The organism is Acidovorax sp. ACV01, from assembly GCF_014851495.1.
Classification (GTDB): domain Bacteria; phylum Pseudomonadota; class Gammaproteobacteria; order Burkholderiales; family Burkholderiaceae_C; genus Acidovorax; species Acidovorax radicis.
Genome location: NZ_JACUZT010000004.1, coordinates 73,019 through 89,269 on the forward strand (window position 1 = coordinate 73,019; position 16,251 = coordinate 89,269).

The following is a 16,251-nucleotide window of genomic DNA, read 5'->3' on the forward strand; positions in this document are numbered from 1 at the left end:
CCCAACGGCAGGGCCCAACACGGGATAACCCCATGTTCTGGCTTGCAACACTTGTCTACAGTTCTTGTATGCAAGATTGATCACAGTGCCACCGTCTCCTTTTTTTCGTCAAAGGGTTCCCATGCTCCGCTTCCTCAACTCCTTGTTCGGCCGGGTGATCCTGGCCCTGATTGCCGGCGTGGCCGTCGGGCTGTTCTGGCCCGACACAGCCGTACAGCTCAAGCCTCTGGGCGACGGCTTCATCAAGCTCATCAAGATGCTGATTCCGCTCATCGTCTTTTGCGTGGTGGTGCATGGCATTGCCGGCACGGGTGACTTGAAGCGTGTGGGCCGGGTGGGCATCAAGTCGCTGATCTACTTCGAGGTGGTCACGTCCATCGCGCTGGTGTTGGGTCTGGCGCTTGCGTTCTGGTTCGAGCCGGGCGTGGGCATGAACGTGGACCCGAGTGCGCTGGACCCCAAGGCCATGGGCGCCTACGCGGAAAACGCCAGCAAACTCACGGGTGGCGGCTTCAGCGACTTTTTGCTCAAGCTCATCCCCACCACGGCCGTGAGCGCATTCGCCAATGGCGACGTGCTGCAGGTGCTGCTGTTCTCCATCATCTTTGGCTGCGCGCTGGCGCTGCTGGGCGAGCGCGGTGCGCGGGTCACCAGTCTGATCGAAGACCTGTCGCACGTGCTCTTCAAGACCATGGGCCTGATCATCAAGCTGGCGCCGCTGGGCGTGCTGGGTGCCATCGCGTTCACGGTGGGCAAGTACGGCATCGGCTCGCTCAAGCAACTGGGCATGCTGGTGGTGCTGTTCTATGCGGCGGTGTTCCTGTTCGTGGTGGTGGTGCTGGGCCTGATCATGCGGGTCTCGGGCTTCAGCCTGTTCAAGCTGCTGCGCTATCTGCGCGAGGAGCTGGCCGTGGTGTTCGCCACCACCTCGTCGGACAGCGTGCTGCCCCAGATCATGGCCAAGCTCAAGCACATGGGCATTCGCGATTCAACCGTGGGCCTGGTGATCCCCACGGGCTACTCGTTCAACCTGGACGCGTTCTCGATCTACATCACGCTGGCGGCCGTGTTCATCGCCCAGGCCACCAACACGCCGATCTCCATGGCCGACCTGCTGACCATCCTGGCGATCTCGCTGGTCACGTCCAAGGGCGCGCACGGCGTGCCGGGCTCCGCCATCGTGGTGCTGGCGGCCACGCTGCATGCCATTCCGGCCATCCCGGCCATCGGGCTGGTGCTGGTGCTGTCGGTGGACTGGTTCATGGGCATTGCCCGCGCGCTGGGCAACCTGATCGGCAACTGCGTGGCCACTGTGGCCATCGCCGCGTGGGAAGGCGATATCGACCGCGAGCGCGCCCACGCCGTGCTGGACGGCCAGGCCGTGCCGCCGCAGCAGCAGTGACCGCATGCGACAAGCCAAGTCATAACAACCCACAAGACCACGGCCAACGCCATGCCCCCTTCATCCGCTCTGACACGCCGCCGTGCCATCGCAGGCGCTGCGGGCCTGTGCGCCCTTCCCTTCGGCTGGGGCCTCGCCGCCGCCCAGGGCAAAGGCGAACCCGACCAGCTGGACCGCATCCTGCGCAGCCGGGTGCTGCGCGTGGCAGTGCCGCAAGAGTTTCCGCCGTTCGGCTTCACGCGCAACGGCGTGGTCGATGGCTTTGACATTGCGGTGGCGCGCATGCTGGCCAGCGACCTGCGGGTGTCGCTCAAGATCCTGCCCGTGGCCAGCGGCGACCGCCTGGCCGCCCTGCTCGAAGACCGGGTGGACCTGATCATCGCCAGCCTGGGCAAGACCGCGGAGCGCGAGCGCGAGATCGATTTCTCCACCGCTTACGCACCGACCTACATGGGCATCTTCAGTGACTCCGGCGCGGGCCCGGCGGACCTCGCCGCGCTCAAGGGCCGCCGTGTGGGCGTGGTGCGCGGCAGCCTGGAAGAGACCGAGTTCAAGGCCCAGGCACCGCACGCCACAGCCGTGGCATTCGACAGCTCGGCCCCCATGCTTGATGCGTACGTGCGCCGCAGCATCGACGCCTTTGCGGCGGGCAACGTGGTGGCTGAATCCATCCCGGATACCGCCCTGCGCAAGCGCATCCAACGGGTGGCCGTGCTGCGGCAAAGCCCCTGCCACATCGGCGTGCGCAAGCACGAGCCTCGCCTGCTGGCGCGGGTCGATGCCTTTCTGGCCCAGGCCCGGTCATCGCAAGCGCTCATGGTCAACGCCATGCACTGGTTCAAACACAGCCTGTCGCCAGAGATGTTCCGCGATGGCAAGGGCTGAGCAGGCGCTCCACACGCCGCGCGGTCCCCGCCCTCCCCCGCCTGCAGGCGCGTTCCCCGCCACCGGCACGAGAACCCTCCCACCATGATGACTTCGCTCCGCACCCGCATCCTGCTCATCACCACGGCGGCGGTCACTGCCGCCCTCGCACTGACGGGCGCCGCCACCTACGCCATTGTGCGGTCGGCAACCCTGCAGACCATCGAGGACAACCTCGCGGCCATCGCCTCGGGCAACGCGCTGGCCATCGAAAAATGGGTGTCGAGCAAATCCCTGGCCGTGCAGGCAGCCGCTGCCGCCGTGGAGCATGGCGACCCGCAGGGCATCGTCCTGCACATGAACAAGGCCAATGGCTTTCCCGTTACCACGGTGGGCTGGCAGGACAAGCGCTGGGTATCGAGCAGCCCCACCACACCACCCACCTATGACCCCACGGCGCGCCCCTGGTACCAAAGCGCGGTGAAGGCCGGCAAGCTGCTGGTCACCAAGCCCTACGGCGACGCGTCCACGGGCGAGCCTTTTGTGTCGTTCGCCGCGCCCATCCTGCGCGACGGAGCGGCACAAGGCGCTGTGAGCGGTGCGGTTCCGCTCAAGGGCGTGCAGGACGTGGTGGCCGCAGTGCACCCCACGCCCAGCAGCCTGGGCTTCGTGGTGGACAAGGACGGGCTGGTGCTGGCGCACCCCGATGCGCAGCGCATGCTCAAACCCGCCGCCGAGCTCTCGCCCGCGCTCACTCCCGCCGTGCTCGCAGCGCTGCCCGTTGCCACCCACGCGCTGGAGGCCACACTGGCAGGCTCTGCCAAGCTGCTGCGCGCACTGCCCGTGGCAGGCACCGACTGGTACCTGGTCGTCGCGCTGGACAAGGCCGAGGCCACCGCCGGCCTGGCGGGCGTGCTGCGCACCTCGGCCATCGCCATCGTGTTGCTGGCGCTGGCCGCTGCGGGTGTCAGCGCACTGCTCACGGCGCAGTCCTTCCGCCGGCTGTCGCAGGTGCGCGATGCGATGGACGAGATCGGCTCGGGCAGCGGCGACCTGACGCACCGGTTGCCCGTCACCGGGCACGACGAGGTGGCGCAGATCGCGTCCTCGTTCAACGCCTTCGTGGACAAGATCAGCACCGTGCTGCAGGACGTGCGCCAGGGCGTCGAATCCATGAAAACGGCCACCGACGAGATCAAGGCTGGCAACCACGACCTGTCCCACCGCACCGAGACATCGGCCAGCAACCTGCAGGAAACCTCTGCCTCGCTGTCGCAGCTCACAGCCACCGTGCAGCAGTCTGCAAATGCCGCAGCGCAGGCCGCACAACTGGCCCGCGCGGCCAGCGCCACCGCCACCCGGGGCGGCGAGGTGGTGGCGGATGCCGCGAGCACCATGGACGAGATTTCCAGCGCCTCGGCACGCATCGGGGAGATCATCGGCGTGATCGACTCCATCGCCTTCCAGACCAACATCCTGGCACTGAACGCAGCCGTGGAGGCTGCCCGTGCGGGGGAGAACGGCCGGGGCTTCGCGGTGGTGGCCAGCGAGGTGCGCAGCCTGGCGCACCGCAGCGCCACGGCCGCCCGGGAGGTGCGGGCGCTCATAGACGCCTCGGGCGCCAGCGTGGCCACGGGCACCCAGCGCGTGCGCGCGGTTGGCGAGACCATGAACGAGATCGTGCACGGCATCCAGCGCGTGGCGCAGATCGTGGGGGAAATCAATGGCTCCATGACCGAGCAAAGTGCCGGCATCGGCCAGATCAACCAGGCCGTGGCCGAGATGGACCGCGCCACGCAGCAAAATGCAGCGTTGGTTGAAGAGTCCACCGCCGCATCGGGCGTGCTCAACGACCAGGCCCACCACCTCGCACGCACCGTCGCCGGCTTCCAGCTGGAGGCCTCGCGTGCGCCCATCCACGCTGGCTTGCCAGCCCTGCCCCGCTGACACAATCGACCCCATGAGCCTGAGCCAGACCCAGATCGCCCAACAGGTGGTGGAATCCATCCTTGCGCAGAAGCTCGCCCCCGGCGAACGCCTGGGCGAGCAGGAATTGGCCGACCTCTTCGGCGTAAGCCGCACGCTGGTGCGCGAGGCGCTGATGCAGCTGCAGGCACGCGGCTTTGTCGAAGTGCGCTCGCGCCGGGGCTGGTACGTGGTGGAACCGTCGGTGGACGACGCGCGCGATGCCTTCTCGGCACGGCGCATCATCGAATCGGGCATCCTGGCCGACGCAGGCAAGCCGCTACAGACAGTGACCCGCCGCCTGCGTGCGCACATTGCCGATGAGCAGCAGGCCATCGAAGGCGCCGACGCGGCCACACGCGCCTTCCTGCTGGCGGATTTCCATGTCTGCCTGGCGGAGGCGATGGGCCACCGCAGCCTCAGTGACATCCTGCGCGACCTCACGGCGCGCACCACGCTGGCGGCCTCGCTGTACCAGTCGCAGCACGCGGCCAGCCAGTCCTGCGCCGAACACGCCGCCATCGTGGAGGCCCTGGAGGCCGGCGACACCGTGCTGGCCCGCGAACGCATGCTGGCCCACATCGGCCATGTGGAAGGCGCACTGAACTCCGGCCAGCCGCTGGTGCGGGACCGGCTGCGTGAGTCCCTGGCACCGCTGACCGGCCAACGCGCCAAGGCAGCATCCACGCACCGGGGCTAGGTCCAGCCGCAGGCGCTGCGCGCCCCTGCCCCCAACGCCCCCAGTAGCCCACGTTTTGGGGCAGCGGTTTGCGGCTGCCCGTTCTAAGGGTTTACCGGGATAAGCGCGTCCTGTCATTTTGTATACGATTTTTGTATGGACTGTTGTGCACCATTTCGCACCAGTCCCCATCTCGTATTCACACCGATCCACCCGAAGGACACGCCATGAACCCACCCGTACACCCCGTGGACGAACACCTGCCCCTGGGGCGACTTACGGCGCTGGGCCTTCAGCATGTGCTGGTGATGTACGCCGGCGCGGTGGCCGTGCCACTCATCGTGGGGCGTGCGCTCAACCTCACACCCGACCAGGTGGCCAAGCTGATCTCTGCCGACCTGTTCGTCTGTGGGCTGGTCACGCTGATCCAGGCACTGGGGGCGTCGCGCTGGTTCGGTATCCAGCTGCCCGTGATGATGGGTGTGACCTTTGCCTCGGTGGCCCCGATGATCTCGATGGCACAAAGCACGGGAGGCACGGCCGGAGCCGGACTGATCTTTGGATCGGTGATCGGGGCGGGCGTCATCTCCATCCTGATCGCGCCACTGGTGAGCCGCATGCTGCGGTTTTTTCCGCCCGTGGTCACCGGCACCATCATTGCGGTCATCGGCATCAGTCTGATGCGCGTAGGCATCAACTGGATCTTTGGCAATCCAGTGGGCCCCACGGCGCCCAATGTGGTGAACCCCGAGCACATCAAGTGGCTCAGCGAGATGCAGTCCGTCGCCGGGGCACCCGGCTCGTCCCTGCCCCCCGTGCCCAAGGGCTTTGCGGTAGTGCCCACGGTGCCCAACCCCAAATACGCCGACCTGACTGGCGTGGGCATCTCGGGTCTGGTGCTGCTGTCCATCCTGCTGATCGCCAAGTTTGCCAAGGGCTTCATCGCCAACATCTCGGTGCTGCTGGGTATCGTCATTGGTGCGGTGGTGGCCGTGGCGCTGGGCATGATGAACTTCGACAAGGTGGCCAAGGCGCAGTGGTTTGACCTGGTGCTGCCGTTCGAGATCGCCGGCCCCGTGTTCGACCCCATCCTGATCCTGACCATGACGCTGGTGATGATCGTGGTGATGATCGAATCCACCGGCATGTTCCTGGCCCTGGGCGAGATGACCGACCGCAAGGTGGACCAGGCCGCTCTGACGCGCGGCCTGCGCACGGATGGCCTGGGCACGCTGCTGGGCGGAATCTTCAACACTTTTCCGTACACCAGCTTCTCGCAGAACGTGGGACTGGTGGCCGTCACCGGCGTCAAGAGCCGCTTTGTCTGCGTGACCGGCGGCGTGATCCTGATCGTGCTGGGCGTGCTGCCCAAGATGGCGGCGCTGGTCGAATCGCTGCCCACCATGGTGCTGGGTGGCGCCGGGCTGGTGATGTTCGGCATGGTGGCGGCCACCGGCATCCGCATCCTGGGCGGGGTGGATTTCAAGCACAACCGCTTCAACGCCATGATCGTGGCCGTGTCGATCGGCGTGGGCATGATCCCGCTCATCGCGCCAAACTTCCGCCAGTGGATGCCGCATGCCATCCACCCCCTGATCGAATCCGGTATCCTGCTGGCCTCGATCGCGGCCGTGGCCCTGAACGTTTTCTTCAATGGCGCCAGCCGCGACACCTCCGCCGCTGTGAACGCCGCACGCCAGGCCGACGCCCACTAGCGTCCCGCCTGCCCGCTGCCCGGAAAATGCTCACCATCCAAGAACTGGCCACAGCCTGCTGGCCCCACCCCCTGACCGCACCGGCTGCCAGGGGGTTTTGGATTCATGCGGCATACGCATAAACCTGCATGCCAGCCACCCACGCCATCGGGTACCCTTGTTTTGCATTCCGCCGAGGACTTCCAGGATTTCCGTATGACACAGAACATTTCCGCCGCCGAACAGGCCCTGCGCGACGCTGCGCGCGAATACCACCGCAACCCCACCCGGGGCAAGATTTCGGTCACCCCCACCAAGCCCCTGTCCAACCAGCGCGACCTGTCGCTGGCCTACTCGCCGGGCGTGGCCTACCCTTGCCTCGACATCGCGGCCGACCCGTCCAAGGCGTTTGACTACACCTCGCGCGGCAACCTGGTGGCGGTGATCACGAACGGCACGGCCGTGCTGGGCCTGGGCGACATCGGCCCCCTGGCCAGCAAGCCGGTGATGGAGGGCAAAGGCTGCCTGTTCAAGAAGTTTGCAGGCGTGGACGTGTTCGACATCGAACTGGACGAGCGCGACCCCGACAAGCTCATCGAGATCATTGCGGCGCTCGAGCCCACGCTGGGCGGCATCAACCTCGAAGACATCAAGGCGCCCGAGTGTTTCTACATCGAGCAAGAGCTGAGCAAGCGCATGAACATCCCGGTGTTCCATGACGACCAGCACGGCACGGCCATCATCTCCAGCGCAGCGCTGCTCAACGGCCTGGAGCTGGTGGACAAGGAGATTGGCGCGGTCAAGATCGCGGTCTCGGGCGCTGGCGCTGCTGCCATTGCCTGCGTGAACGTGATGGTGGGCCTGGGCGTGAAGGTAGAGAACATCTTCATGTGCGACTCCAAGGGCGTGATCTACCAAGGCCGCCCCGGTGGCTACGACGAGTCCAAGGCGCGCTATGCCCAGAAGACCGACGCGCGCACGCTGGCCGATGCGGTGGATGGCGCCGATGTGTTCCTGGGCTGCTCGGCTCCGGGCGTGCTCACCGCCGAGATGGTCAAGACCATGGCACCGAAGCCCATCATCCTGGCGCTGGCCAACCCCGAACCCGAGATTCGCCCCGAACTCGCCAAGGCCATCCGCCCCGACTGCATCATTGCCACGGGCCGCTCGGACTACCCCAACCAGGTCAACAACGTCCTGTGCTTCCCCTACATCTTCCGGGGTGCACTCGACTGCGGCGCCACCAAGATCACCGAAGCGATGAAGCTGGCCTGCGTGCGCCAGATTGCCGACCTGGCCAAGGCCGACATCAGCGAAGAAGTGGCCAGCGCCTACGCGGGCAAGGAACTCACCTTTGGCCCCGACTACCTCATCCCCACACCGTTCGACTCGCGCCTGATCCTCAAGATCGCGCCCGCCGTGGCCAAGGCGGCGGCGGAGTCCGGCGTGGCCACGCGCCCCATCACCGACATGGAGGCCTACAAGGAAACGCTGTCGCGCTTCGTCTACCAGACCGGCATGCTGATGCGCCCCGTGATCAACGCGGCCAAGGCCCTGCCTGACGCGCAAAAGCGCGTGGCCTACGCCGACGGCGAGGACGAGCGTGCCCTGCGCGCCGCACAGATGGCCATCGACGACAAGATCGCCCAGCCCATCCTCATTGGCCGCCCCGCCGTGATCGCCGCCCGCATTGCCAAGGCCGGCCTGCGCATGCAGCTGGGCAAGGATGTGGAGGTGTGCAACCCCGAGGACGACCCCCGTTTCCGCCAGTACTGGGAGCACTACCACCAGCTCATGAAGCGCAACGGCGCCACGCCCGAAGTGGCCAAGGCGGCCGTGCGCCGCTCCAACACCATCATCGCCTCGCTGATGGTCAAGCTGGGCGATGCGGACGCCATGATCTGCGGCCTGGTGGGCACGTACGAGACACACCTGGAGCGCATCCACAGCATCATCGGCCGCCAGGAGGGCGTGAACGACTATGCCGCGCTCAACGCGCTGATGACCAATCGGGGCACGCTCTTCATTGCCGACACCTACGTGAACGAAGACCCCACCGCCCAGCAGCTGGCCGACATCGCCTGGATGTCCGTGCAGGAGGTTCAGCGTTTTGGCTTGCCACCCAAGGTGGCGTTCCTGTCGCATTCGAGCTATGGCTCGTCCAAGCGCGCATCGGCCAAGAAGATGCGGTTGGCCCGCGACCTGTTCGTGGCCGCCCACCCCGACATCGAATGCGATGGCGAGCTGCACGGCGATGCCGCGCTGGAGCCGAACATCCGCAATGCCTACATGGCGGACTCGACCCTGACGGACTCGGCCAACCTGCTGATCTGCCCCAACCTGGATGCCGCCAACATCCTCTACAACGTGCTCAAGACCACCACCAGCGGTGGCGTGACCGTGGGCCCCATCCTGATGGGCGCCGCCGCCACGGCCTACATCCTGACCCCGGCCGCCACTGTGCGCCGGGTGCTCAACATGACGGCGCTGGCCGTGGCCAGCGCGGCCGCACGCCCCAAATAAGGGCACACCGAAGGGCCTGCGGAGCCCTTCACCCCCAGGGCATAGCCCCTGGGCGGTGCAAACCGGCGGACGCTTGCACCATGTGGGGAAACCCTGCATGCCCGCATGCACCACTTCAGGGAACAATGGCTGCATGCCTGGTTGCGCTACCGCGAAATCAGGCATCGATTTTGCTGAGTCCATGGCTATCCAGCCGTGTTGACGGCACCTTCCCCAGCCCTTCCCCGACAGGAGCCCCCCATGAAAAAACGATCGTTCCTGCAATCCGCCGCACTGCTGGCCGCTGCCAGCACGTTCTCGCTGGCGCAAGCGCAAACGCTCACCCCTATCAAGTTCCAGCTCGACTGGCGTTTTGAAGGCCCTGCTGCGCTGTTCCTGCAGCCGGTGGCCAAGGGCTATTTCAAGGCCGCCGGGCTGGATGTGACGGTGGATGCGGGCAACGGCTCGGGCGGCGCGGTGCAGCGCGTGGCCTCAGGCACCTACGACATCGGCTTTGCCGACCTGGCCGCTGTGATGGAGTTCCACGCCAACAACCCTGACGCGCAGAACAAGCCCGTGGCGGTGATGATGGTCTACAACAACACACCCGCCTCGGTCATGGCGCTCAAGAAGAGCGGCATCACCAAACCCGCCGACCTGGCCGGCAAGAAGCTGGGAGCCCCCGTGTTCGACGCTGGCCGCCGCGCGTTCCCCATCTTCCAGAAGGCCAACGGCATCGGCGCTGTGCAGTGGACCGCCATGGACCCACCGCTGCGCGAAACCATGCTGGTGCGCGGTGACGTGGACGCCATCACCGGCTTCACCTTCACCTCGCTGCTGAACCTGGAAGCCCGCGGCGCCAAGGCGGCCGACGTGGTGGTGCTGCCCTATGCCGACTTTGGCGTGAAGCTGTATGGCAACGTGATCATCGCCAGCCCCAAGCTCATCAAGGAGAACCCGGCCGCCGTCAAGGCCTTCCTCTCGGCCTTCACCAAGGGCGCCAAAGAGGTCATCGCCAACCCGGCAGCCGCCATCGAACACGTAAAGGCGCGCGACGGCATCGTGAACGTGCCGCTCGAAACCCGCCGCCTGCAACTGGCCATCGACACCGTCATCAACAGCCCCGATGCACGCGCCGAAGGTTTTGGCCAGGCCAAACCCGGCCGCCTGTCGCTGATGGCCTCCCAGGTGTCGGACGCGTTCAACACTAAGACGCGCGTGAACGCCGACGATGTGTGGAACGCCAGCTTTCTGCCCAGCGCGGCCGAGTTGAACATCCTGCCGAAGAAGTAAACAAGCAAGCAAGTTCGTCAAGCACTGCCTGTTTACTATCAATTTAATAGCTTCTTGCGCTTACCCATCAAGCGCTAGCGGCCATTTTCATTAAAAATCTTCTACCCATGCAGGCTGCCGACTCCTATTTTGTGGACTTCCGTGATGTCTGGCTCGCCTACAACGACGAGCTGCGCGCGAAGAACCAGTTTGCGGTGGAGGCCATCGACCTGCAGGTGCGGCAGGGCGAGTTCATCGCCATCGTCGGCCCCTCGGGTTGCGGCAAGTCCACCTTCATGAAACTGGCCACGGGGCTGAAGATGCCTTCGATGGGCAAGATCCTCATCGACGGCCAGCCCGTGACGGGGCCGCTCAAGGTCTCAGGCATGGCGTTTCAGGCGCCCTCGCTGCTGCCCTGGCGCACCACGGTGGACAACGTGCTGCTGCCGCTGGAGATCGTCGAGCCCTACCGCAGCCACTTCAAGCAAAAGCGCAAGGAGTACGAAGAGCGTGCCCGCAAGCTGCTCCAGAAGGTGGGCCTGGGCGGCTACGAAGACAAGTTCCCCTGGCAGCTGTCGGGGGGCATGCAGCAGCGTGCCAGCATCTGCCGCGCGCTGATCCACGAGCCCAAGATGCTGCTGCTCGACGAGCCCTTTGGCGCGCTCGATGCGTTCACGCGCGAGGAGCTGTGGTGCATCCTGCGCGACCTGTGGGCCGAGCAGAAATTCAACGTGATCCTGGTCACCCACGACCTGCGCGAGTCGGTCTTCCTGGCCGACACGGTGTATGTGATGAGCAAGAGCCCGGGCCGTTTTGTGGTGAAGAAGGAGATCGATCTGCCCCGTCCGCGCGACCTGGAAATCACCTACACCAAAGAGTTCACCGACATCGTGCACGAGCTGCGCGGCCACATCGGTGCGCTGCGCCAAAGCGGCGCGCCCATCGCCCAATAGACGCCGACCGCGTTCATCACCACCATGCACAAGAAAACCGTAGAACGCTGGTCGCCCTGGATCCTGCTGGTCGCGATCATCCTGCTGTGGCAGATCATCTGCTCGGCCTTCAATGTCTCTGAATTCATTTTCCCCAGCCCCTGGGCCATCGGCACGCAGCTGGTCGAGTTCGGGGGCGTGATCGCCGCCCACGCCTGGCGCACCTACTGGGTCACCATGGCGGGCTTTGGCATCGCCATCGTGGTGGGCGTGCTGCTGGGTTTTGTGATCGGCAGCTCACGCCTGGCCTATGCCGCCGTGTACCCGCTGATGACGGCCTTCAACGCGCTGCCCAAGGCGGCCTTCGTGCCCATCCTGGTGGTCTGGTTCGGCATTGGCGTGGGGCCGGCCATCCTCACGGCGTTTCTCATCAGCTTCTTCCCCATCATGGTCAACATCGCCACGGGGCTGGCCACCCTGGAGCCCGAGCTGGAAGACGTGTTGCGCGTGCTGGGCGCCAAGCGCTGGGACGTGCTGACCAAGGTCGGCCTGCCGCGCTCCATGCCGTACTTCTACGGCTCGCTCAAGGTGGCGATCACGCTCGCCTTTGTGGGCACGACAGTGTCGGAGATGACCGCCGCGAACGAAGGCATTGGCTACCTGCTCATCAGCGCAGGCTCGTCCATGCAGATGGGCCTGGCGTTTGCGGGGCTGATAGTGGTGGGTGCGATGGCGATGGCCATGTACGAACTGTTCAGCGCCATCGAGAAGCGCACCACCGGATGGGCGCACCGGGGGTCGCAAGGGGAGTGAAGCCCTCGGCGGACACCCAGGGCGCGCGGTACCCGCACACCCAGCCGCCGTGACAGCACACGGCCGTTGACCGGCCTGCGACCGGCTGCTCAGGGGAAGGACCGCCGCGAAGGGAATTCGCCATCCGACTCCCACAGTCCGGGCCGTGACCGTACACGCACGGTCCAGCCCCGCTTTCCGTGGACATAGCTGCGATAGCTGGTCGTGAACTTCCCGTCCCGGGGCTCGCTGCGGACCGCCAGAAGCTGGTCTACCGCTCCCACCCGCACTTTCTTCCACGCCGCTTTGCCCGTCTGGGCCAGTACGATGGGCTGCAGGTGGCCATCCGCAGCGCGGGCCTGCGCGTAGGTCAGTCGGTTTCCTTCGACCTGGACCAGCTTGGTCTGCGGTCCACTGTAGCTGCCCACAGGTGCCGTCAGATCCACCGTCACCAGAACAGTGGGGCTGCGCACGCCACGCAAAAGAGCGGAGTCCAGCTTGGCCAGAGGCGCCTCCAGCGTCATGCTGTCCAGCAATTCGCCGTTGCAACCTTGCAGCTGCAACACAGCCGGCGCGCCGGTGGCCTGCTCGCCGCTGGCCCAAAAACGGGCCAGTTCACGGGGGGTGACCCGCTTGTCAAGCACCAGCTTGACGCTCTGGCAACCCACAGCGGCCTGATCTCCAGCGTGCACCAGTGTGTGGGCCGCAACGAGCAAAGCCACAAGCCCCAGGCGCTTCATGACCGAGGCACCTCGATACCCGCAATGACGCCCTCGCTGGCCGCCACCACAGGCACCAGCACGTCGATCTGCGGGTTGACGTCCTTGTCCCGGCAGACGCCCGCTTTCTCCCACTCCCCGAGATCGTTTGGCGACGTTGTCGATCTTGAGCGGCGAGTCGCGCACGTTGCCCGGATTGCTGGCGCGCCCGGCCAGCGAGCCACCGCCTCGACCCAGCCGGCATACGCCACGAACCGGCGCCATTGCGCCCACGCCTTGGTGGCCGCCTGGTTGACAGCCAGGATGGTGGCTTGGCTCAGCTGGCCGCCGGCGATGATGGTGCCGTGGATGACAGCGACGACAGGTTTGGCCATGTTGGATGGTGATGGAAGGCAGCCCGAAAAAGGACGTGGCAGTGTAGGTAACGGCGATACCGTGGCTTGTGACAATTTGTTCAAGCATGCCGATAAGCACGGTGTAGGCGCGCTGAAACGGAATGGCGCAGGGGTGAATGAAGCACTGGCGCACCGGCTCTACCGTTCTGCGGCCTAAGTACCGCCTACCGATTATCTGCAAATGATTTATTGCTCCACTTTCAGGAGCATTTGACACTACCAGTACCCGGGCCTCCCCCTGCCGCTACACTCGCCGCCTCCGTTGACAACAGGATCCTGCACATGCGGTTGGACATCTTCTTGCGGCCTTGGGCGCTTCTGGGTTGCGCAGGCCTTGCGGCGTGCGGTGGCACGCACCCCACCCAGCCCGCGGCGACCGCACCGGCCACCACGACCGCTGTGGCACCCGCAGGCGGCCCCATCAAGGTGGGCATCGCCTTGGGCGGCGGCGCAGCCAAGGGTTTTGCACACATCGGTGTGATCAAGATGCTGGAAGCCAATGGCTTCGCGCCCGCCGTCGTCTCCGGCACCAGCGCAGGCAGCGTGGTTGGCGCGCTGTACGCTAGCGGCATGAATGCCTTCGAGATGCAGGAAAAGGCCGTGGCGCTGGACGAAGCCAAGATCCGCGACCTGCAGCTCTCGTCCGGCGGCCTGGTGCTGGGCCAGAAGCTGGAAGACTATGTGAACGAGCAGGTGCGCCGCAAGCCGCTGGAGCAGATGGCAAAGCCCTTCGTGGTGGTGGCCACCCGGCTGGAAGACGGCGAGCGCACCGTGTTCGCACGCGGCAACACGGGGCAGGCGGTGCGTGCATCGAGCAGCGTGCCCGGCGTGTTCCAGCCCGTCTCCATTGGCAAGTACCACTTTGTCGACGGCGGCATCGTGAGCCCCGTACCTGTGGACGCCGCGCGCCAGCTGGGTGCCGACATCGTGATTGCCGTGGACATCTCCAACAAGGCCCGGGGCCAGACGCCGGGCAACATGCTGGGCGCGCTGAACCAGTCGATTGCCATCATGGGTCAGAAGCTGGGCGAGGCAGAACTGGCGCGCGCCGACGTGGTCATCCGCCCCAAAGTGCTGGACATCGGCCCGGCCGATTTCAGCCAGCGCGCCAGCGCCATCGTGGAAGGCGAAAAGGCGGCCCTGGCCGTGATGCCGCAGATCCGCGAACGCATTGCGCAACTGCAGGCCGAACGCGCCCGCGCCGCACAACTGACCCAGCAGAAGGCGCAAGAGGCGGAGCACAAGGCGTGTTTGGACAACCGCTCACGCCTGCAGCGGTTGGCTGGCATGGCGGGAATGGGCGAGGGGTGCCCTGCGCCAGCCACCAGATAGGCCAGGACGGCTTGGCGAAGCGAAGTGACGTGAAGCGCACGGCGCAGCGCCAGGCTTTCGACTTCCACCGCTTGGCGGAAACGGCTGCTGCGACTGCTGCGGGCTCAGCCCGCAAGCCTGAAGTTCAGGCGGCGCCCCATAAAAGCATGCATGCATGTCACACAATGTTCTTGGCATGCCCCATGCATGCGGCTGGGCACAACACCCCACAGCCCGGAGACACTCCATGCCTGCCCTCATGCCAGCCGCGCCCCCTCAGCCCGATGCCCCCTCGGCCATTGCCGCCAACGACGGCATCTACCTGCGCCAGGCGATCGCATGGTCGTGCCGGGCCCGCGCGCGCGGCAACCCGCCGTTTGGTGCGGTGGTGATCAGCGCGCAGGGCGAGCTGCTGTCCGAGGCGTATTGCAACACCGTCGAGACGGGGGACTGCACCGGCCACGCCGAGACCAATGCCGTGCGCCAGATCAGCTCGCGTGTGGACCGCGACACGCTGGCCCAGGCCACGCTCTACACGTCGGCCGAGCCCTGTGTGATGTGTGCGGGCGCCATCTTCTGGTCGGGCATCGGCCGTGTGGTGTTTGGTATCGACGCGGCGCGCCTGCGAGCCATGCAGGGCACGCGCGCCCAACGGGACGATACGGCTGCAGCGGCCCTTTCGGGGCGCGACGTGCTGGCGGCATCGCCCCGCTTCATCGAATGCATCGGCCCCGCCCTGGTGGCCGAAGCCAGCGCACCGCACGTGGGGTTCTGGTCGTCCTGAGCGGGCAGGCGTTGCCAATTTTCAAGTGATTTTGGCCGCTACCGCTTATCTGCAGGGCATAATTAGCTACTTATTTAATAGCAAACCACCCAAACCATGCCTTGGCACGCGCGCCTGCAGCTGAACTACTCGGTAGAAAACGCCCGCACCGTCGCGCGCTACGAGCACAACGGGCCACTGCGCATTCTGCAAAGCCTGTACCCGGAGGGCGATGCGGTGTGCCACAACGTGCTGGTGCACCCACCCGGTGGCCTGGTGGGTGGCGACACGCTGGACATCACCGCCACCGTGGGCCCGGGCGCCCATGGCCTGGTCACCACCCCTGGTGCCACACGCTTTTACCGATCCACCGGCCCGCTGGCGCTGCAGCGCAGCCACCTCACGCTCGCCGAAGGTGCGCGGCTGGAATGGTTGCCACTGGAGGCGCTTTGCTACAACGCCTGCAATGCCGAGAACCACCTCACGCTGAACCTTGCGCCAGGCGCCGAATGCATGGGCTGGGACGTGACGGCCCTGGGCCTGCCCCACGCCGACCAGCCCTTTGAAACTGGCCGGTTCGTGCAGCACCTCGAAGTGCCCGGCCTGTGGCTGGAGCGCGGCGCCATCCACGCTGCCGACCACCGGCTGATGCACAGCCCGCTGGGACTGGCCGGGCAGCGCTGTGTGGCCAGCCTGTTTTTTGCGGCGGGCGCACCGCTGGACCGGGCGCGGCGCGACACCGCGCTGGACACCGCCCGCGCCGTGATGGACACCTATGCACTCAAGGCGACCGCAGGGGCCACCAGCCCCAATGCGCAGATGGTCGTGGTCCGCGTGCTGGCGCCGCAGGTGGAGCCAGCGATGCAGTTGCTCAAAGCCGTGAGAACGGCATGGCGGCAGGCGCTGTGGGAACTGGCTGGCGAGGCGCCACGGATTTGGGCGATGTAGCGCAAGAGCTCAG

14 protein-coding genes are annotated in these 16,251 nt (G+C 66.0%); 12 read left to right on the plus strand and 2 right to left on the minus strand.

Annotation, left to right across the window (positions count from 1 at the left end; translation table 11 throughout):
• The first annotated feature begins 121 nt into the window (after nucleotides 1-121).
• The 9 genes from IB243_RS12920 to IB243_RS12960 all read left to right on the plus strand — a co-directional run bounded on the left by IB243_RS12920 (nucleotide 122) and on the right by IB243_RS12960 (nucleotide 12,123).
• Nucleotides 122-1,402 carry a C4-dicarboxylate transporter DctA gene (locus IB243_RS12920; RefSeq protein WP_010461719.1) on the plus strand — a complete coding sequence of 427 codons (1,281 nt, stop codon included), beginning with the start codon at nucleotides 122-124 and terminating at the stop codon, nucleotides 1,400-1,402.
• Nucleotides 1,403-1,453: 51 nt separating this feature from the next.
• Nucleotides 1,454-2,287 (plus strand): transporter substrate-binding domain-containing protein, encoded by an 834-nt coding sequence (locus IB243_RS12925; RefSeq protein WP_192427526.1) that lies wholly within the window; start codon nucleotides 1,454-1,456, stop codon nucleotides 2,285-2,287.
• A gap of 84 nt (nucleotides 2,288-2,371) precedes the next feature.
• Entirely contained in the window at nucleotides 2,372-4,213 is a 1,842-nt protein-coding gene (locus tag IB243_RS12930) for a methyl-accepting chemotaxis protein (protein ID WP_192427527.1), read from the plus strand.
• Between the two features lie 13 nt (nucleotides 4,214-4,226).
• Nucleotides 4,227-4,931 (plus strand): GntR family transcriptional regulator, encoded by a 705-nt coding sequence (locus IB243_RS12935; RefSeq protein ID WP_192427529.1) that lies wholly within the window; start codon nucleotides 4,227-4,229, stop codon nucleotides 4,929-4,931.
• Nucleotides 4,932-5,137: 206 nt separating this feature from the next.
• Nucleotides 5,138-6,625, plus strand: a complete 1,488-nt coding sequence (locus IB243_RS12940; RefSeq protein ID WP_192427531.1) for a nucleobase:cation symporter-2 family protein — start codon at nucleotides 5,138-5,140, stop codon at nucleotides 6,623-6,625.
• A 195-nt stretch (nucleotides 6,626-6,820) separates the two neighbouring features.
• The gene (locus tag IB243_RS12945; RefSeq protein ID WP_192427533.1) at nucleotides 6,821-9,127 is read left to right on the plus strand and encodes an NADP-dependent malic enzyme; all 2,307 of its coding nucleotides are present in this window, start codon (nucleotides 6,821-6,823) and stop codon (nucleotides 9,125-9,127) included.
• Nucleotides 9,128-9,367: 240 nt separating this feature from the next.
• Nucleotides 9,368-10,399: an ABC transporter substrate-binding protein gene (locus IB243_RS12950; RefSeq protein ID WP_192427535.1), complete on the plus strand. Its 1,032-nt coding sequence runs from the start codon at nucleotides 9,368-9,370 to the stop codon at nucleotides 10,397-10,399.
• A gap of 107 nt (nucleotides 10,400-10,506) precedes the next feature.
• Nucleotides 10,507-11,331: an ABC transporter ATP-binding protein gene (locus IB243_RS12955; protein ID WP_010461726.1), complete on the plus strand. Its 825-nt coding sequence runs from the start codon at nucleotides 10,507-10,509 to the stop codon at nucleotides 11,329-11,331.
• A gap of 24 nt (nucleotides 11,332-11,355) precedes the next feature.
• The gene (locus IB243_RS12960; RefSeq protein ID WP_192427537.1) at nucleotides 11,356-12,123 is read left to right on the plus strand and encodes an ABC transporter permease; all 768 of its coding nucleotides are present in this window, start codon (nucleotides 11,356-11,358) and stop codon (nucleotides 12,121-12,123) included.
• Between the two features lie 89 nt (nucleotides 12,124-12,212).
• Here IB243_RS12960 and IB243_RS12965 read toward each other — a convergent pair whose 3' ends face one another.
• Nucleotides 12,213-12,842, minus strand: coding sequence for a hypothetical protein (locus IB243_RS12965; protein ID WP_192427539.1), 630 nt, complete (start codon nucleotides 12,840-12,842; stop codon nucleotides 12,213-12,215).
• Nucleotides 12,839-13,195, minus strand: coding sequence for a hypothetical protein (locus tag IB243_RS12970; protein WP_192427541.1), 357 nt, complete (start codon nucleotides 13,193-13,195; stop codon nucleotides 12,839-12,841). The genes IB243_RS12965 and IB243_RS12970 overlap by 4 nt, the downstream gene beginning before the upstream one ends.
• Before the next feature lie 303 nt (nucleotides 13,196-13,498).
• Between IB243_RS12970 and IB243_RS12975 the strand changes: the two genes are divergently transcribed.
• The 3 genes from IB243_RS12975 (at nucleotide 13,499) to IB243_RS12985 (ending at nucleotide 16,238) form a co-directional block, all read left to right on the plus strand.
• The gene (locus IB243_RS12975) at nucleotides 13,499-14,548 is read left to right on the plus strand and encodes a patatin-like phospholipase family protein (RefSeq protein ID WP_192427543.1); all 1,050 of its coding nucleotides are present in this window, start codon (nucleotides 13,499-13,501) and stop codon (nucleotides 14,546-14,548) included.
• 226 nt (nucleotides 14,549-14,774) lie between these two features.
• On the plus strand, nucleotides 14,775-15,311 hold the full coding sequence (locus tag IB243_RS12980) for a nucleoside deaminase (RefSeq protein ID WP_192427545.1): 537 nt from the start codon (nucleotides 14,775-14,777) through the stop codon (nucleotides 15,309-15,311).
• A 96-nt stretch (nucleotides 15,312-15,407) separates the two neighbouring features.
• Nucleotides 15,408-16,238 (plus strand): urease accessory protein UreD, encoded by an 831-nt coding sequence (locus tag IB243_RS12985; protein ID WP_192427547.1) that lies wholly within the window; start codon nucleotides 15,408-15,410, stop codon nucleotides 16,236-16,238.
• Nucleotides 16,239-16,251: the final 13 nt, after the last annotated feature.